Annotated in this window: 7 protein-coding genes; all 7 read right to left on the bottom strand. The window is 62.5% G+C overall.

Annotated features, from left to right (window positions below; translation table 11 throughout):
* Positions 1-578 precede the first annotated feature (578 nt).
* Positions 579-770, bottom strand: a complete 192-nt coding sequence (locus N7E02_RS07230; protein ID WP_286578645.1) for a DUF6894 family protein — start codon at positions 768-770, stop codon at positions 579-581.
* Between the two features lie 156 nt (positions 771-926).
* Positions 927-1,346, bottom strand: a complete 420-nt coding sequence (locus N7E02_RS07225) for a hypothetical protein (protein ID WP_286578644.1) — start codon at positions 1,344-1,346, stop codon at positions 927-929.
* A gap of 71 nt (positions 1,347-1,417) precedes the next feature.
* Complete coding sequence (locus N7E02_RS07220) at positions 1,418-2,728, bottom strand: HlyD family type I secretion periplasmic adaptor subunit (protein WP_286578643.1); 1,311 nt, start codon at positions 2,726-2,728, stop codon at positions 1,418-1,420.
* Positions 2,718-4,445, bottom strand: coding sequence for a type I secretion system permease/ATPase (locus N7E02_RS07215; protein WP_286578642.1), 1,728 nt, complete (start codon positions 4,443-4,445; stop codon positions 2,718-2,720). Before N7E02_RS07215 ends, N7E02_RS07220 begins: the two co-directional genes overlap by 11 nt.
* Before the next feature lie 91 nt (positions 4,446-4,536).
* Complete coding sequence (locus N7E02_RS07210; protein WP_286578641.1) at positions 4,537-8,736, bottom strand: carbohydrate-binding protein; 4,200 nt, start codon at positions 8,734-8,736, stop codon at positions 4,537-4,539.
* Complete coding sequence (locus N7E02_RS07205; RefSeq protein ID WP_286578640.1) at positions 8,733-17,996, bottom strand: CBM35 domain-containing protein; 9,264 nt, start codon at positions 17,994-17,996, stop codon at positions 8,733-8,735. The genes N7E02_RS07210 and N7E02_RS07205 overlap by 4 nt, the downstream gene beginning before the upstream one ends.
* Positions 17,997-18,010: 14 nt before the next feature.
* Positions 18,011-19,708, bottom strand: a complete 1,698-nt coding sequence (locus N7E02_RS07200; protein ID WP_286578639.1) for a carbohydrate-binding protein — start codon at positions 19,706-19,708, stop codon at positions 18,011-18,013.
* Positions 19,709-19,793: the final 85 nt, after the last annotated feature.

The raw sequence follows: 19,793 nt of genomic DNA, 5'->3' as shown, positions 1-19,793 counted from the left end.
TCCGCGATACTCGGGAGACCGACTTGATGAACGTGGGGTCGTCGATACTGTTCACCTCGGGACAGGACCGAACACGCGATCCAGCGGTAAGCGCTCAGCTGCGCCGGGAAATGTTTACAGAAGGATCAGATGATCGCAGCCTCGATGATATCAGCCGCCTTGCGTAGTCCGCCAGCTGAGGAAAATATGGATAGGAGGAGCCGGGGTCTTTCCACGAGCGACATGCGCATACTCAGAACGCTGCTGAGCCGGTACGCCGCGCGTTACCATCTCGCTGGCCCAGAGAGAGACGACTTGATCGAGCGGACGTGTCGGGCTTTGGCGAACAACCCGGACATTTTCTTCGAGATACCTGTCGAGAAAGCCGCCGCAGAGACTATGCACCGGATCTATAGCGGCCATGAGCAATGAAACAACAGATCTTTTACTTCTGACGATCACGCCCCGCCGAGTTTCGCGACAGTGTCTCGCCTCTCGGTCCGCCGGCATTTCAGGGCCGTTACCAGACCCCGGGCCTGAAGGACTAGAAGACTCGACGATTACGCAGTCAGGGTTGGTCGAGTTCGCGACATGGTGGGTTAACGGCAAGCCACACCTGTTTTCGTCCGCAGGAACCAGGAGCCGAGCAGAGACCGCAAAACCTCGCTTAGAACTAGCAGTGCGTATTTTCGTGCATGACCAATTGATTTGAGTTCGATGCCTTCGGCATCAAGCTCGATCGCGTGGTTTTTCTCGAGAGCAAAGTAGTAACGCAGCACTGCTCCATTCATGGAACACTCATAAGATCTAGCAAGACCTTTCATTCGCAGACACATAAGTCCCAAGCCATCACTTGGGCCAAACGTACCCAAAAGCCGAATTGCAGATACAAAACATGCAAAAAAACGCTCTTGCCTAGCTGTCGGTTCTTACACGGCAAGCAGTCCTCAAGAGGTTCCGATCAGCGAATAGACTTCCAAATAGAGATCGCGGCTGATGCTGCTGACGAGGCCATCGTACATCTCAGCGAACAACAGCCCTGCAAGGATGAGATTTGCGCCGACTAACAAAACTCCGCTCCAGCTTTTCCGACGAGATGATTTTGCCTCGACGTGGTCTTGCGAGCGGGCCGTTCCAGCGCGATTGACCGCCACCTGGGCCTCGGTAAATTCCACGGAGCGCTTGATGGTCTCCAGTTGCAGGTTCAGCTTGCGAATTTCTTCATCGAGGCCGAATGGCACGGCTGAAGGCATGGTTACTGCATTACGCGAAGCTACGTGACGTTCGACGCGCACTACTTTGGGAGCTTCTGCGTCGACATTGCCGAGGCCAATCTCGCCTCGACGGATCATTTCATTGGCGATCATGTGGACGTCGGATAGCCTATTTTCCATGGCGTTCTGGCCTCTTCAATAATGAAATTCGGATATCGACTGTCTCAGCTCTCGCGCATCGCATGGCGGACCTGATCGGACAGGGGCTTGATCATGTAGGAGAGGATCGTGCGGCTTTCAGTCTGCATGAACACTTCCGCAGGCATGCCGGGCTTCAGCAGCGTGCCGCCGACCTTGTCGATTTCCGTTTCGGGAATGCGCAGCCGGGCGAGATAGTAACTTGTACCTGTCCGTTCTTCGGTGGTCAGGTCTGGCGAGATATCGATGACCATCGCGACAAGTTCCGGTGTTACCCGCTGGTTGAGGCCCGTCAGGCGTATTCTGGCGTCCTGGCCGGCGAAGACCTGGTCGACATCTGCCGGCGAGATCATCGCTTCGATGATCAATTCGTCGTCGTCGGGTATGATGCTGACCAATGTTTCGCCGGGTGCCGCGACGCTCCCGATTGTGTGGATACTGAGCTGATGCAGCGAGCCCGCGATCGGCGCGCGGATATCGAGACGACGCAGCTTTTCCTGGGCAGCAATACGTTCCTCGCTGAGCTTGGCGATTTCGGGACGCTTCTGATCGAGCTCGGTCAGGACGTTTTCGTAGAATGCCTCATCGACCTGGATATACTTCAACTCGGCCTGGGTCTTGGCCTGCTGGATCTCGATGATCTCTGCAGTCAGCGCCGACTGGCTTCCGACGAGCGAGGCCTTTTCGCGCTGCATGGCGATCAGCTGCGACTGAGTTATAAGCCCACGCGAATTAAGACTATCGTAACGCAGAAGTTGCTCATCGACCAGCGCGACGTTTGCGTCGACTGCCTTTCGCTGGGCCTCCAGTGCCGTGATCTGCCCGGCAAATTGAGCGACCTGTTTTTCAAGCTGTGCCTTCTGGCTTGTGCGCGTCATCTGTCTGGCCAACATCAGCATCATCTGCGCTTCACTCAATAGCGCGCGTCGCTCTTGCGGCACAAACGACAGTTCTGCCGGAAGATCGATGCCTGTTCGTCCGGCTTGTTCGGCGAGCAGCCGAGCCTCCTGGACCAATAACTGTGCCAATTGCCCCTCAATGATGCCGAGATTGGCGCGAGCCATCGTGCCGTCTAGACGGAACAGCAGAGCGCCTGCCTCAACGTGGTCGCCTTCGCTGACCACCATTTCGGAGATAGTGCCGCCGTCCGGGTGTTCGACTTGTTTAGCGCGTCCCATGACGATGATCTTGCCGGCGGCCATGACGGCGCCGCTGATTTCGGCATAGGCGGCGGCCGTGCAGACCCCGCCGAAGAACAGCCCGCCGACGCCGATGGCCAGAAATAGCTGCTTGCGGATTGCGCCGGTGATAGTCCGGTCGAGATTATCATACGGCATTGGCAACCGCCTTTCCTGACTGCATGGAACCATTGAGTATTGAGACGTTGGAAAGGACCTGGTCCTTGTCCCCGAAGGCGACCTGCTGACCGTTCTGGATGATCAGGATCTTGTTGACCGCCGTCAGCGCGCTGCTGCGATGGGCAATTACCACGACGATGCCGCCGCGCTCGCGAATATCGACCATCGCCCGGCTGAGCGCCTGTTCGCCTTCGACATCGAGGTTGGAATTCGGCTCGTCGAGCACGACGAGAAACGGATTGCCAAACAGGGCGCGGGCAAGGCCTACGCGCTGGCGCTGGCCAGCGGAAAGCCGGGCGCCGCCGTCACCGATCATGGTATTGTAACCTTCCGGCATGCCGGCGATCAGGTTGTGCACGCCCGCCATCTTCGCCGCGGCGACGATCGCCACGACATCGGCATCCTTGTCGAAGCGGGCGATGTTCTCGGCAACCGTCCCCTCGAACAGTTCGACATCCTGGGGCAGATAGCCGATGAACCGTCCGCGATCCTGATCGCTCCACTGGTCGATCGTCGAACCGTCCAGCCGGATGGCGCCCTTCAGTACCGGCCAGACGCCGACCAATGCGCGGGCGAAGCTGGTTTTGCCGGAGCCGGAGCCGCCGATGACGCCGAGGCCGTCGCCGGCCTGCAGCGAAAATTCGACACCCTGCAGCAGGACCAGCGGCTCGCCGGGTGCGCTCGTCGCGCCTTCCTGAACGGTCAGTTCGTGTTTCGGCAGCGGCAGGCCTTCCAGGCCCTGGTCGACATCGCACTGCAGCAGCACCTGGTTCAGCCTGCCCGCCGCCTGGCGACAGGCAATGAAGGACGGCCACTGGCCGACGGCCTGCTCGATCGGTGCGATGGCGCGCGCCATGATGATCGAGGAGGCGATCATCACGCCGCCGGATATTTCCTGCTGGATGGCCAGATAGGCGCCGAGAGCCAGCATGGCCGACTGCAGGATCATGCGCAGCAATTTGATGACGCCGGAATAGAAGTTGCTGCGGTCCGTCGCCATCTGCTGGGAGTAGTAATAGGGCTCGACCATCTCAGAGAACCGGTCCGACAGCCGGCCCAGCATGCCCATGGCATTGACGACCTCGGAATTGCGCCGGGCGCTGTCCATGACCTTCGACTGTGCGGCGGTCCGCATGCCGACTTCCTTGCTCGGGCTGCGGGACGAAAACTCGTTGCAGATCACCAGCACGAAGATCAGCGCGCCGCCGGCGAGCGCGAGATATCCAAGAGCGCTGTGCATGAAGAAGACCAGCGCGAAATATAGCGGCATGAAGGGAAGGTCGAAGATCGACGCGGGCCCCTGGGAGCCCAGGAACCGGCGGATGGTATCGAGGTCGCGGCCGGGATGAACGCCGGATCCCTTGATCCCGAGCAGGACCGGCAGCCGGATATTGGCGCGCAGCGACGGATTGCACAGCCTCGTATAGACCCGCATGCTGATGCGCAGCAGGGCGCGCGATCGCAGGATATCGAGGAAGCCGCTGAACAGATAGAGCGCCAGCGTGATCGCCGAAAGCACCACCAGCGTCGGCACGCTGCTGCTCGAAAGCACCCGGTCATAGACCTGCAGCATGAAGATCGGCCCGGTCAGCATCAGGATGTTGAGCACGGCGCTGATGACGAAAATGCCCCAGAATGCGGACCGGCAGGTCCGGATGGCATCGGCTACGGATAGATTGCGATTACGTTTGAACATGAACTCGCCCCAGTATCAGGACCGGCCCCCTGGGACCGGCCATTCCCCTCTGTTGACGGCGGCGTGGTTGAAGACGCCGCCGTCGATCGCATCAGATGACGATGTCGTATCCGTGCAGATGGTTCATTTCAGGCTCGTCGAGCGGCGTCACGTCGATCTCCGCAAAGTCCGGCGCCGGCGGTGTCTCCTCGATACCGGAAGCGTCGGCATCCACATCGAGGCCCAGGCTCATCAGCGTCATGGCAGACGCGGTGGCCGGTTCGAGGGTGAAGGACGAGAAGTCCTGCGAGCCGCCGTTGAAGGTGAGACGGACGACCGTCGTGCCCGCATCGAGATTGACGGTGGTCGTTTCCGTGTCCTGGAAGTTCGACCAAGTGCCCGTTCTCGGTGTCGCGACGGTCACCGTATCGACGGCGGAGCCGTTGGTGAACGTTGCCGTGACGGTGCGATTGGGTCCGCCCGCCTCGCCGAGCGCCAGCGACAGGTTGAAGTCGTAGGCGCCGGCTTCAGTGACGCTGATCGTGTATTCCAGCCACTCGCCATTGCCGATCCAGCCGACATCGCCGCCGCTCGTCACCTCGACCGAGGATCCGCTGCGGCCACCATTGGTGCCGCCCTGGAGGCCCGCAGCATCGTTATAGGCAACGCCCTGCCCGCCTTCGTCGTAATCGATGGCATCGACCACCAGTGCAGCGCCACCGAGAACCGGCGCGACACCACCGAAAGGCTGCTGGCCGGCTGGAGCCGTCAGCGTGAAGGATGCAAGATCCAGCACATATCCGTTGGAGGCAAGCGGACCGTTGAAGGTGAGCCGCAATGTCTGCACGCCGGCGTCGAGAGCAAACGAGATAGGCGCACTCTGGGCGAAGGCCGCATTGGCGAAGTTCGATCCGGCCGCATGACCGTCGGCCAGCGTGACCGTGCCGAGCTGCGTCTGGCCGTTGAGCGAGACGCCGATCGTGGCGCCGATCACCGGGGTCTTGGCATTGGCCGAGAATGTATAGGTCCCGGCCGTCGGCACGTTGATCGTGTATTCCACCCATTCGCCCGGTTTCACATGGCCGATGTCGAGACCGGCTCCGACCAGTTCGACGTCACGTCCCGGCCGGAAGGTCGGGTTGCTCGTCGGGTTGTCGAGTCCGGCATTGTCGCTCCAGGAAATGCCTTGGCCGCCATTGTCGAAATTGGTGGCGTCGACAGTCAGAACGCCATTGGAGAAGGTCGGTGCCGTTCCCCCAAAGGGTGTCTGCGGGTTGACCGGCGCCGTCAGCTTGAACGATGCGAGGTCAAGGACGTAACCGTTCGATGCGAGCGGACCGTTGAAGGTCAGCCGCAGCGTCTGCACGCCGGCAGCCAGGTTGATCGAGATCGGCGCACTGTCTGCGAAGGCCGCATTGGCGAAATTCGATCCGCCGGCATGACCGTCGGCCAGCGTGACCGTGCCGAGCTGCGTCTGGCCGTTGAGCGAGACGCCGATCGTGGCGCCGCTCACCGGGGTCTTGGCATTGGCCGAGAACGTATAGGTCCCGGCGGTCTGCACGTTGATCGTATATTCCACCCACTCGCCCGGCTTCACATGGCCGATGTCGAGGCCCGGCCCGACAAGTTCGACATCCCGTCCAGGACGGAAGGTCGAGTTGGCTGTCGGGTTGTCGAGGCCGGCATTGTCGTTCCAGGAAATGCCCTGGCCGCCATTGTCGAAATTGGTGGCATCGATGGTCAGCACGCCGTTGACGAAGGTCGGAGCCGTCCCGCCATAAGGCGTCTGCGGACCGGTCGGAGGCGGCGTGGTTGTATCGAAGAAGTTGACCGTCCCGTCATTGTCCGCGTCGAGCTGCAGGGCATCGTTGATACCGTCGCCAGTGGCGTCGTTGGCAGCCGTCAGCACATGCGGCTTGACGTTCTTGATGATGAACATGTGGTCGTTGTAGTCGTAATTGCCGGCACCGGGATAATCCTGGATGGCGATATAGGTGCCGGGAATGACGTTGCCGTCGGCATCGAGCGCTTCGAAGAAGCGGATCAGATGCCCCTGATCGTTGCCGACAAGCTGACCGAAATTCGGGTCGATCTTGTTGGCTTCCGGATCGGTCCAGGAGGCATAGGTCGGACGGCCGTCGACCAGGATGAACAGGCCGAACGGCGTGTTCTGGTTGATGACGCCGCGGGCGACGCTCGCACCTGCGCCGGTTCCGGTGACAAGCTGATCCGGCAGGACGGTCTGGCCCTGCTGGTCGTCGTTGGCGAACAGGTTGGTGACCGCGCTCGTGGCGAGCTGGTGATAGCCCAGCCGGGCGACATTGCCCTGCTGCAGGAAGGCTGCCATCTGGATCACTTCGATACCCTTCGAGGGATCGAGCTTCTCCAGGTAGGGCATCAGCACTTCGTCGCCGACGGTCTCCACCCGGCCGCCATTGGCGAGCTGGCCCTGGGCCATGTCCGTCGTGTAGCCGAAGGCTTCGACGATCTGGGCCACGGTCGGCTCGGAATTGTTCTCCGAGAATTCCTGGGCGAGACCGGCGAGCTGAATGACCTGGGCTCCATCATAGTCGTTGGAGTTGATCGTCAGCGTTGCCTTGTAAAGATCCGCACCGGCACTGTTGCCGGCATGGGTGCCCTTGAACCGCACCGTAACCTGAACCGAGGCGCCGGCTGCAACGCTCGTCGGGACGGTCCCGACGAACTCGAAGGCGGCGGTATCCGACAGGACCAGGCTCGTCAGGGACAGGGCCACGAAGCCGTCATTGGTGATCGTGAAGGTCGCTTCGTTGCGGAATGTCTGTGCCGCGTTGGCCGGCTGGTCGATATTGGTGAAGACCAGGCGGTCGTCGGCGGCAGCATCGTCGAGACCGGCGATCACCATGTCCGCACCGAAGCCGACGGGCTGCACGCCCTCGATGACGAAGAGGTTGTCGTTATAGTCGTAGTTGATGCCGGTATAGTCCATGATGCCGAGATAGACGTTCGGGATCACGTTGCCGTTGGCGTCGAGCGCCTGGAACACCTTGACCGTATGGCCCTGCTGGGCGCCCGGTACGATGACGCCGCCGGTCGGGTTGAGACGTGGATCGGTCGAAAGGCCTGCTACCGTGATGCCGAAGATATCGTTGCCCGCCCAGCCGTCCGGCACGTCGCTATTGGTGAAGGTGCGGGTGGCGAAGGTATTGTCGTTTCCGGCATTCGGCAGGAGGCGCTGGTTGTCGTTGCCTTCGTGGTTCCAGAAGGTGATGCCGCTGCCCTTGTTGCCCGGGTTGTGGATGCCGATGGTGGCACCGCCAGGGCCATGGAAAGCCGCGATGTGAGTGATCTTTGCAGACGTCACGCCGTCTGCGAGTTTCCAGTAGGGCGATAGCACCTCCGTCTCGTCCGTCTTGGCGAAGACGTCGTTGGTTGAGAGCACCGAGTTTTCACCGCCGCCCTGCAGCCTGAGGCCTTCGATGACATTGCCGAAGCCGAAGATCTTCCAGATTTCGTTGACATTCGGCTCCTGACCGCCTTCGTCGCGCGCCTGCCAGAAACCGGCAAGCTTGACGGTGGCGACCGGGCTGTCCTGGTCGTTGGTGATGATCTTCAGCTGCCCCTCGAAGACGGTCGAGGTCGCGTCGACATTGGTGGTCGGCGGCGTATAGGCCGCCCGGTTGAACACGACCGTGACGTCGAGGAAGGAGCCGGGTGCGATCGAGACGCCGGTGAGCGCATTCGGGTTCTGCAACACGAACGGGCCGGTCAGCTGGTAGTCGCTGATGGTCAGCGGCTCGGTGCCGGTATTGCTCAGTCGCACCGTCCCGGCATCCTTGAAGTCCCGTGGCGCGCCTGGTTCGACGGCGTCCGGATTTTCCAGATAGGAGAAATGCAGCCGGTCGTCGAAATAGGCGGCATCGAGGCTCTGGATCGCGATATCCGCATTCGGATTGCCGGGCGCCGGCTGGATATCGAGATAGTCGAGACCGTTGGCGCCGGGTGCGTTGGATACGATGCGCAGCTGGTAGTCTTCGCCGGCTTCGAGCGCGAGATAGATCGACGCCTCACCTGCCGTTCCGGCACCCGGGAAGGCGCTGATATCCACTTCGACACCATTGAGGAACCACTTCAGGGATTGGCCGTTGACGGCGCTGGCATTTGCGGCGACATCCAGCTTGTAGGTGCCGTCCGCTGCGACGCTGAAGTAGAAGTCCACCGTGCTGCCGTTGACGGTGTTGGCAGAACCGTCCGTCGCTTCGAGCTCGATGCGGCCGGAGCCGTCGATGTCGGCATGATCCGGTTCGAAGACCGAAACCGCGTCCTTGGTCACGCGCAGATAGTCGATATTCGGACCGTTGCCCCCGGCGCCGTCAGTGTGATCACGTTGGTGCCTGCGGACAGGTCCAACGTGACGGATTGAGGGCCCCAGGCGGTCTCGGCCGCGTTCGAGTTCGGTGCGAAGGGCAGCGTCTGGACGACGACACCATTGACCGAGAGAACCATCGGCCGTGCCGCCTTGGTCGAGGCGAGCGCGTAGAGGATATCGAGGCCGTAGCTGCCGCTCGTCGCCGTCGAGACCGTCCAGCTGACCGACTGGTCGGCCGTGCCGACATAGTCGACGAAGGCGCCACCGGACTGACCGCGGTTTTCGGTGACGACTGCGGCGCCGCCGAGATCGGCATTCTCCGCCTCGTATTTGACGTAGGTCGTGCCGTCGACGACCATTTCGCCATCGTTCGGGATGGAATTGCCTTCGCTTGCCACCAGCACTTCCAGCTGATCGATATTCGGGCCGGTGCTGGCGACCGAGCGCAGGGTGACCGTGGTCGCCCCGCCGGTCAGGACGACCGGGATCTCGATCGTCTGCCAGTTGTTCCACGGATCGGAGCCGTCGGTGACCGAGGTCGGCAGGAAGGACTGGACCTTGACGATCGTGCCGTTGATCTCGAGCTGCAGCGGCCTGTCCGTCGTGCCGCCATTGGCGTAGCGGAAGCGCAGGATGGCATTGCCCGCCTGATCGGCAGGCACCGAGAAGTTGAAGCTGATGAAGTCGGCATTGGTCGAGCCGAAATCCGCATAGCCGCCGGGTATGCCGTCATTGCTGTTGGTGTTGCCGTCCGTACCGTATGCGCCCGGACGCAGGCCGTTTATCGTGCCCGCAACGTTGCCCGGTTCGATATTGGAGGCATCGCGGATCTGGATCTGCGGGGCCGTGCCGGTCGGCACGACCACGGATGTTCCGTCATTGGGGGTCCGATCTTCGGCCTGGATCGTGGTGAGCAGGACGAAATCTTCGCCGGAAGGCTCTTCACCCGGTACGAAGTTGAGCGAAACGGTCTTGGTGTTGAGCGCGTCGTCGGTCACTTCGATGCTCGCCGTCACCGTGGCCGATGTCGTGCCGATATCGATGGTAAACTGCTTTTGCGCATTGAGCGTGATCGTCTGCTTCGGCCCGCCGTTGAACGAGATGCGGATTGCCGTGATGTCGTCGTCGAGACCGTCGATGCGGAAGACCGCAGCCTCGGGATCGCTGACGTCGAGCGCGACGAGGGCAAGGTCATTGCCCTCGTCGGCCGTCAGATCCTGCGTGACGCCACCTGGCGCTGGGGTAAGCAGGATGAGCTGGCTCGCACCTGTGCTGCGGTTGAGCGTCATCAGGTAAAGCTGTCCGGTCGCCGGATTTTCGATGATGTCCAGCGGATCGATATAATCGTCGATCACCGAACCGTCGGGACGGCGCAGCACGTCATCGCCGATGATGTTGCCCTGGGCATCCACCCGAATGTAGCGGACGTTGTCGCCGGTCGAGAACTGGGCGAACAGCACGGCACCCTTGAGGTTCGACCCGAATGCGCCGCCGGTATATTCGATCGCGCCGTTCGGCGACTGGTTGTAGCCGAGGTTATAGACGCCATCGAGATCGTAATTCGCGTCCGGCTGGACGCCGGTCTGATAGCCGTCGGTATTGGAATTGCCGTCATTGCCGCCGACGACTTCGTTCGGATCGCGGCCGCCGGTCGGATTGCCGCCGTTGAGAATGTACTGGTCGCGCAGCACGTTCGGATGGCCGTAATAGCCGCCCTCGTCGACGGTGAAGAAGTAGTCGTACTGTTTCGGCGAGTTGGCGATCGTCGTGTCGAGGCCGGGCTGGGTCGGATCGGTCGGCGTCTTGCCGCCCGAGGCCGTGCCGTTCGTCGGTACGTAGAGATTGCCGTTCGAATGCCAGACGAGGTCGTAGGCATTGCGCACGCCCGTCGCGTAGATCTTCAAGACGGCGTCGTCCGCATAGGGATTGTACATCCCCGGATAGCTGCCATCGGCATTGAACTGGCTCGCCGGCGACTGATAGCTGGGGTTGCCGGCCTGGCTCGGTTCGGTCTGCACGTTGAAGCCGCTGGCCGGTGCGTCGCGCGTCGGATCGATCTCGAGGATCGCCGCATTGAGCAGGCGCTCGGGACGATTGCCCCATGCGCCGTCCGCAGCGCCGGCCGCCGAGTTGGACCCCTGGCTGAGATAGAGAAGATATTCCGGCTCGCCGTTGGTCGTCGTGTAATCCGGGTTGCGACGGAATTCGAGGCTGTTCGTCAGGTGGTCGCCGCCGGAGCGGGGCAGACCGTTGATATAGGCCTCCGCCGTCGAATTCTCGAAGACTTCGCTGAGCGTGATCTTGCTGACCCGACCGGAAAACTCGGGCGTGTTGAAGGCCTTGGCCTCACGCGGGATCGGGGCGTTGTCGGAAATCCAGATGGTGTTCGGATCTTCCGGATCGAAGACGAAGCCGACGATGCCGCGCCGTTCACCGCCTCCGGCGTCGAGATAGCTGAGCGACAGCGTCTCCTGCGAGGCCTTGTCGATCGTGCCGTTGGCGTTGACGTCCCAGCGATGGATCTCGCCGGTGATGGTCGCGACATAGAGCTTGCCGTCGGGGCCGAACTCGATCGTCGTGTAACCGAAGGCGCCGTCGGCGAAGCCGTTGAGGATGACATCCGTCGAGAACGCGACCTCGCGCGGAACGTCCACCGGCGCAGTACCCGTGACGAACGTCGTCGTCAGGTCCTGGAACTGCCTCAGCGGACCGTTCGGATCCGTGATCGAACCGAGGTCCATCACGTCCTGAACCTTCAGCGTATAGCTGGTGTTTTCCTTCAGGTCCTGCAGCGGCCGGATGTTGAGCGTGTCGGCGCCGCCGCTGATCTGGATCGAAACAGGGACCTCGATCCCCGTCAGCGTCTCGATCAGCTTGATGTTGTCCGTGTAGGCGATGTTGGGACCGCGGTTTCCGTCCGCCTGCAGATTGATGCCGACAACGAAGGTCGAGGTCGGGTCGATATCCGTCGGCAACGAGCCGTCCGGCCCGATGGCGATCGACACCTGTCCGTCCTCAAGGGAGGCGGCGACGGGGGCGACGAAGAAGGAGAAATCCTTGTCGGCGCTGCGGCCGTCGCCCGGCGTCAGGTCCGGAACCCTTTCGATTTCCAGGTACTGGATCTCGGTGTTGACCCCGCCAATCGAGTCCATGGTCAGCTTGCCGTCGGTGACCGTCACGACGGCGGTCACGAGCGTCGAGCGGAAACCGCCGCCGTTCTGGCTGCCGTTGATCGGGTTTGCCGGCGTCCATTCCGGCATGACGTTCACGCCTTCCAGATTGATGATGTAGTCGGAATCGAAGGCACCGGCCGTATCCCCGATCGACATCGTCACCTGATAGGTGCCGTTTTCAAGCGCCATCTCCCAAGCCCGTGCGCCGGCCGCACCCGCGCCCGGATATTCGAAATGGGCGTAGGTCTTCTGCAGGCCGGATGCGCCGGAGACCGTGTCCTTGTACCAATGCGCATTGGCAGGCTGTGCTGCAGCGATCGTGCCGTTCGCCGTACCGTCGGCAACGCTTGCTTCGGTCACCCAGCCATAGCTGAAGCCGTTGCCGCGATCGCCGTAGGCGGCGCCGGTATCGGCAAGATAGCCCGTCGGCGTCTGGTAGCCGGCCGGCAGACCCTGTGTCGCCTGGCCCGGCGCCGGTTCGAAGTTAATCTTGACCACCGGCTCGAAGCGGATGAGTTCGCGGGTTTCCACCGGTCCCTCATCGCCCTCGCGGCTGATGGTGACATTGTCGATGTTCGGGCCATTGGTGAGCGTGTTCGCCAAGGAGATGGCGTTGACGCCGGCCGATAGCTGGACATCGAAGGTCACGTCCACCCAGTTCGCCCAGCCCTGGTCGGCCGTGCCGCCGGTCGGGATGGTCGAGTTCATGGATATGGTCTGGGTGACACCGCCGATGGCGAGAACCATCGGGCGATCCGTCGCACCGCCATTGGCGTAGCGGATGGTCAGCTGGTAGGTGCCCGCCTGCTCGACGGTGACATTGAAGCCGGCCTTGTCGCCGACCTCGCCGCCCATATCGAGATAGCCGGTGCCTTCGTAGCCGGGGCGCAGGCCGTTGCTGTCGAAGGTCTGACCCGGGCCGCTATTGCCGGCATTAGCGTTCGGCTCCTTGTTGGTCGGCGTGCGATAGACGGTATCGGCCGGTGTCGAGGCATTTGCCTCGATATCAGTGATCGTGAAGGTCTCGCCCTCGATGGTGACCGAGAAGGGCTCGGACGGATTCTGCGGGCCTCCGTCATCGACATACTGGAAGGTTGCCTGGTCGATATTCGGGCCGCCTGTGGCGCCCGTCGGCATAGCGAGGCGAATGCTATTGGCACCTGCCGTCAGCGTGACTTCTACGCTCGTTTCGATCCAGGACGTCCAGCCGGTCGCGGCAGAGCCGGTACCGGTGACCGGCCCAGGGATGAAGGAAACAGAGCCTTCAGCTGTTCCATTGACGGCCAAGAGAAGCGGACGATCCGTCGTTGCGCCATTGGCATAGCGGAACGTGACGAGGTAGGTGCCGGCTGCCGGCGCGTTGACGTCGAAGGTGATCGCATCGCCCGGATTGGAGCCGAAGTCGATATAGGCACCGCCGTTCGCGCCGGCGCGGTAATTGCCTGTCGCATCGAGACGCGTTGCATTGACCTCGCGGGTGAACGAAGTGTCGCTGTCGCCCGTTCCCGTGTCGTTGACGGTAACCTGCGTCGCATCTTCCGCCTGAATGGTGAACGGTGCCACGACGACCGGCCCGGCAATCGTGAAATTCATCTGCGACTGCGCCACGTTGCCGACGGCATCCGTGACATAGGCGATGGCGGTATAGTTGCCCGCTGCCAGCGCAGAAGCGTCGGCGGTATAGTCGCCGTCGGCATCCGGATTGACGGTGACGCGGGTTGCGCCGCCGTCGAAGCTCATCTCGACCTTGACGATATCGCTATCGATACCGGCGAGGTTGAAGTTGATGGAATCCGCCCCGGCGCCGCTCAGAGGCCCCTGCGGCCCGCTGAGGAACAGCGGTATCTCGTCGGCATCGGCCGACGTGTCGCTGGTCGATGGAACGTTACCGGTGATCTCGATCGAGTCGATATTCGGGCCGGTCGTTGCGCCGGCCGGGATGGCCAGCGAGAACGTGTTGGTGCCCGCCTGCAGCGTGACGGTGACTGTCTGAACGGCCCAGTTGTTGAAGCCTTCCGCCGGGCCGGAGGTGTTGCTGCCGGTTGCCACGAAGGGCAGAGACTGCGCAGTTCCGCCATTCACGACGAGATTGAGCGGGCGAGCGCTGTTGCTCGCATAGCGGATGCTGAACGTATAGGTCCCGGCTGCCGGCACATGGACGTCGTAGTTCAGGCGGTCGCCCGCTGTGTCGCCATAGTCGACATAGCCCGTGCCGGAGAAGCCCGGCCGCAGGCCATTGACGAGGCCGACCGTGCCGGCGGATTCCTGGTTGCTTGGGTCGCGGATGGTGGTGATCGTCGCGTTCGAGCCGTTGTCGAAGGAGGTGATCGTGCCGGTTTCGGCCTGGATGGTGGTCGCGAAGGGAACCAGCACGACCGGTTCGCCGACGGTGACCGAGAAAGTCACCGGTTCGCTCGACAACGCGCCGTCGCTGGCGGCGACTGAGATCGCATAGGTGCCGGCGGCAACCGTTGCCGCTACGGTCAGTACCCCGCCCGCAAGGCTGATGCCGGTAGGCAGAGCGGATCCGTTGGCAAGCGTCGCGACATAGCCGACGCTGTCGCCGGCATCGGGATCGGTGGCGCCGAGTGCTGCCGCAAGGTCGATCGTCGTCCCCTCGCCCGCTTCGAGCACGACATCGGCGATGTCGGCATCTTCGCCGAGTTCCGGCGCTTCGTTGACATCACCGACGCTGATCGCCAGTTCCGTCGTGGAGGTAAGGCCCTGCGCATCGGTGGCGACGACGGAGACGGTCACCGTCTCGCCGGCCTCGTGATCGAGGCTCACGCCGTCGGCAAGCCGGATCGTGTCGCCTTCGATGACGAAACGCTCGTCCGTCGTCGTGTAGACGATAGCCGCGCTATCGCCGTCCGGATCGATCGCCGAAAGCGTGCCGACGACGCCGGCAGCGAGGTTCTCATCGACGGTTCCGCCGGTGAGCGTGATGGCGCCGGGGGCCTGCTGTGCCGGCGCCTCGGTCGGCGTCAGCGTCAGCTTGTCGATGCGAAGATATTCGCCGCTGTCGGACTGGCCGGAAATCTGCGCAATGGTGGCCGCATCGACGAAGACCGGGCTGGTGAAGGTGATGGTCTTCAGATTGCCGGCCTGTGCGGCATTGCCGCGCGTGGCGGAAGGATTGTCGAACGTGCCGTTGTCGTCGAAGCTCAGATTGTCGGCCAGCACCGTGTCGCCGATCTTCAGCGTGAAGGAGGCATTGCCGTCGGTCTCGTCGAATACGGTGATGGTGACGGTGTACCAGCCATCCGCGACGCCGTTCTGCGACAGGACGGTGGTGACGCTGCCGGCCTGGTTGGCGTTGGCGCGGATCAGCTGATCGCCGGATGCGGCAGGTGCCGCCGAGGCATAGAAGCCGCTCGCCTGGCCGAGACCGGTGAAATCCTCGGCCTCGACGACGAAGCTCGCCTCGCCGACGGCTTCGCCGCCGATGAGATATGGGATCTGGATTTCGGCGCGCAGGCCCTGCGGATCGGTCGCGACGACAGTGAAGAAGCCTTCGCCCGGATCGGTCGGCGTTCCGACGATGACGCCTTCCTCATTGAGGCTGAGGCCGGCCGGAAGGCCCTCGACGGAGAATGTCAGTGCGTCGCCGTCGATATCCGAGAACGCGTCGCTGAAGCTCGCAATGTCGATGGAGACTTCGTCTCCGGTCATCGCTTCCATCGGCTCGAACTGGATGGACGTGTCCGCGACGGGCGCATCATTGATGTCGGCAACCGTCAGGACGAAATCGCTGGTGGCGGAACCGCCACGCCCGTCCGTCGCAACAACGGTAACCGTGTAGCTGCCGGGCAGCGCGGCGATCGGGCCCGACAGGACGCCGCCCTCGAAGACGAGGCCGGCAAAGCCCTGGGCCGGATTGCCCTGTCCGTCGGTCACCTCCAGCGTGTAGCTCAACGCATCGCCATCGCTGTCGGTGAAAGGCAAGTCGACTTCGAGCGTGCCCCGCTCATCGACGCTCATGTCGGTAAAGCCGCCGCCGACGACGTCCGGCGCGGTGTTTTCCGGTTCGATCTCCGCAAGCTGGACCGAGGAAAAGCTGACCGAGCCGATGCCGTTGCTGGCCTGGTCGTCATCGGCGATGAAGACGAGCGAGCTGATCGTCTTGCCGGCATGGGCGGAAAGATCGATGGTGACGGTGATCACCTGCCCCGGCGTACCGTTCGAGCCGTTGCGCAGGTCTACGAAGGAAGATTGCCCCTGGTTGCCGGCAATCTGGTAGATCGACTTGTCGCTCATCTCGAAGGGAAGCTCGTCGTCGTCGAAGCCGACGGCAATGATTTCCGAGAGCACGCTTCCGAGGGTGACCGTCAGCGTCAGCTGGGTATTCTCGGTGATCGTGTAGCTTTCGCCGATCGATGCGCGCTTCCAGAAATTGCCGTTGAGATTAAGCGTATTGCCGCCGTCCGAGATCGTGCCGCCGGGACCGCTGTCCTGGCTGCTGTAAGGTGTCAGACCGCCCGGCGTGAAGACGATCCCCTGCGGATCGACAGGCTCGACCGGGACTTCGGGCGCTTCGGTGACGGCGAAAGTGAAGCTCTGCGTCGTGGTGAATTCGCCGTCGAAGGCGCTGACGACGATCTCGACGGACGGTTCTTCGGCGAAGTCGAAGCTCGCGCCCTGTGCGATGACGAGCTGACCGCCGGCATTGACGCTGAAGCGCGTGTCGCTGACCGAGTAGACGAGCGGGTCGCCGTCGGAATCGGTGGCGCTGACCGTGCCGAGCACGGTGCCTTGGGCAACGTCTTCGACGAATGTGGCCGTTCCGGCAAGCGAGATCGCGCCGGGCGCTTCATTGACATCCGCGACCGTGACGGTGATGTCCTGGCTGGTGGACGTCGTGCCATCGCTGACCGTCACGGTTGCCGAATACACGCCATCGCCATCCGCATCGTCGGGATTTTCGAAATCGGGCGCTGCGATCAGCGAGACATTGCCGTTCTCGTCGATCGTGAATTTGGCGGCATCCGCGCCGGACAGCGCGTATTGCAGCAGATCGCCGTCATCATCGGCGGCAACGACCTGACCGATGGAAAGCGTGTTTTCGTTGACGACGAAACCGGGCTCGCTGGAAATCTCGGGCGCTGCATTGCCGGGCTCCTGTGGATCGACGGGCGCGGGCGCGACGACGACGCTGACGACAACCGGCGCGGATGCCAGAGTGCCGTCGCTTGCGGCGACCGCGACGGAATAGGTTCCGGCGATGACGTTCGCCGCGACGACGAGCTTGCCATCGACGATCGAGAAGCCGGCCGGCAGATCGCCGGCATTGGCGATAACGAGCGAGACCTCGTCGCCGTCGACATCGTCGGTGGTGAGCGGCAGATCGATGACATGCTCGCTGCCTGCGACGACATTCTGCGCCGCGACCGCACCTGAAAGGGTCGGCGCATCGTTGACCGATGCGACGGCAACGGTGACGGTCGAGCTGCCGCTCAGGCCGTCCGCGTCGGTCACCGTATAGCCGATCGACGCATTACCGTTGAAATCGGCGGCCGGCGTGAAGGTGATGACCGTGCCGCTGACGCTGACGGTTCCCTGATCTGCGGGAACCGTGGCGGTGATGGTCAGCTCGTCGCCCTCGGCATCCGAAATGAGCTCCGCGACATCGATCTGTACCTGGGTGTCCTCGGTGCCTTCGATCGACAGTGCGGTCGCGACCGGCGCGGTGTTCACGGGCACGTCGGCCTCGGCCAGCGTGATGACGAACTTGTCGATATTCGGCCCGGTCGTGACGCCCGCGCCATTCAGGACGAGCGTGTTCTGTCCTGCCTGCAGATGAATGGTGACGGTCTGGACCGACCAGCCTTCCCAGCCCTGGCCGACGCCGTTGGCGCCGTTCGGCGCCGTCTGGATCGACGTGCCGAGATCACCGAGATCGGTCGGACGGGCCGAGATCGCATTCGCACGCGTGGAGGCAAACGGCAGGGTCGCCAGGAGAGCGCCGTTGACGGAGCCGCTGTGTAGGGCAAGCGGACGATCGACCGTGCCGCCATTGGCATAGGTAACCGCGAACGTATAGGTGCCGGACACGGCAACGTCGAAGGTCAGGAAACCTGAGCGGCGCTATTCTGCGCCCAGTCGAGATAGGATTCGCCCTCGGCGCCGAAGCGGAAGATTTCGTTGGAGGGCGTATTCGTACCGGACATCGGCCGGTTGATGGCACCATTGGTGTTGCTGCCGGCCTGGCTCACCAGGCTTTCTGCCTGAATGACGATCACATTCGGATCGGCCTCACGGATTTCGAGATAGTCGATATTCGGGCCGGAGAACCCGTTCGCTGTCAGGCGAATGGTGTTGTCTCCTGCCTGGAGGTAGACCCGCGTGCCGCTTTCGGCATAGGTCGTGTTGGCGCCGGTGCTCTTGAAATCGAAGACCCGGTCCCAAAGCTGGCCGTTCACGTCGAGACGCATCGGGCGATTGCTGGTTCCTGCGGAGAAGAACGCGTAGCCGACGCCGATATCGTAGTGACCGGCTTCGGCGACCGAGAAGCTCCACTCGATATACTGTCCGTTACCGATATTGTTGTTGTTGTTGAAGCCGGCGAAATCGACATAGGCATCGCCGTCGGCAGCGTCCGCATTCAAAACGTCGCCGGTGGCCGCATTGTCCTTATGGATGACGACCGGGTTGGTCGTCACGTTGCCGCCGGAATTCCCGAACGTGGCGGATTCCGCCTGGATGCGGATTGGCGCAGACGCAAATGCCGGCAGGTCGACGTCATCCTCGGCGGGCAGTTCGACTTCGTTCTGCGCAGGCAACTCGACTTCATTCTCGGAAGGTGCAACCGTCACCGGCGTTTCCGACCCAGAGGGGCCACTTCCCGTATTGTCCTCGTGGGTGTCTTCCGCCGGCTCGTCTGAAACCAGCGCCTCATTGCTGGCAGACACGCCGGCACCGCCGAAAGCAGGCGCCGAGCGAGCGACCGAGGAAGGCGCGAAGGCGACCGTCTCGAAATCGGACGGGGAATCGCCCTTCGGTGTGTCCAATGCCGGACGACTGGAACCGAGGAAGCGGAAGTCGCGTCCGCCTGCACCGGCAAGCTCGCTGGACGCTGCATCCGTCGGCGCCTCCGCGGGAACGGTTCCGGTCGTCAGGTCGGCCTTGTCGTCCGGCGAGGCGAACGTCTCGTCGTTGAAGCTCGTTGTTTCCGCGGCCTGAGCGGCGTTGCCCGCGAGCGTCACGGCTGACGCACTTGCAACCTCCTCGCCACGCGGTGCAGTGGGCCTGTCATTCGGATTAGCAGGCGTGGCCTGGGCAGTCTCCTCATTGGCATGCTGGACGCTTGGGCTGAGTGCGAGGGCCACGGCTCCGACGGCGGCGATGTTCAGGCCGGCAAGAGCGGCCGAGGTCAGCATCGAACGACCGGACTTGCCACCGCTCGCGGGTCCGAGGTTGCTGACGCTTGCAATCTCCGCGCCGGCATTGTTGAGCGATGAAAACGTCAGCACGTGCATGCCTTCGCGAAGATCGATATGCAGTACCTTGTTGGAATAGGTCGTCCAGGAACCGGTGGGCTCGAACTCTACAGTCTCCGGTGGCTGGCCGGGGAGCGACAGCGTGGAGCGAAGTGGTTCGTTGCGCCCATTCGAAAACGACACCAGAATTTCTTGAAGGCCGCCGACCATCACTTCCAGAAGGAAACCTTTGTCGACTCCCGCACCAGGAATTGAGACGCCAAGCGGCGAGGTGAGTTCGGCCACCGACGTTCTGATGATTTTACCGGAATTGTTTTCGTTATCCATGATCGCCCCCTAGACAGACGCTTTGACACGCGTCGACAACACACCACAGCCGCGAGCTCGCAGACCGGTCTCTTGGGAGATTTTG

Source organism: Terrirhizobium terrae, assembly GCF_030323265.1.
Taxonomy (GTDB): domain Bacteria; phylum Pseudomonadota; class Alphaproteobacteria; order Rhizobiales; family Rhizobiaceae; genus Neorhizobium.
Note: the sequence above shows the minus strand (reverse complement) of the source record. Positions and strands in the feature narration are given on the sequence as shown.

Excerpts from the sequence above, each read along its gene's own strand:
- N7E02_RS07230 (WP_286578645.1), bottom strand. The coding sequence starts at position 770 with ATGAATGGAGCAGTGCTGCGTTACTACTTTGCTCTCGAGAAAAACCAC.
- N7E02_RS07215 (WP_286578642.1), bottom strand. The coding sequence starts at position 4,445 with ATGTTCAAACGTAATCGCAATCTATCCGTAGCCGATGCCATCCGGACC.
- N7E02_RS07220 (WP_286578643.1), bottom strand. The coding sequence starts at position 2,728 with ATGCCGTATGATAATCTCGACCGGACTATCACCGGCGCAATCCGCAAG.
- N7E02_RS07200 (WP_286578639.1), bottom strand. The coding sequence starts at position 19,708 with ATGGATAACGAAAACAATTCCGGTAAAATCATCAGAACGTCGGTGGCC.
- N7E02_RS07225 (WP_286578644.1), bottom strand. The coding sequence starts at position 1,346 with ATGATCGCCAATGAAATGATCCGTCGAGGCGAGATTGGCCTCGGCAAT.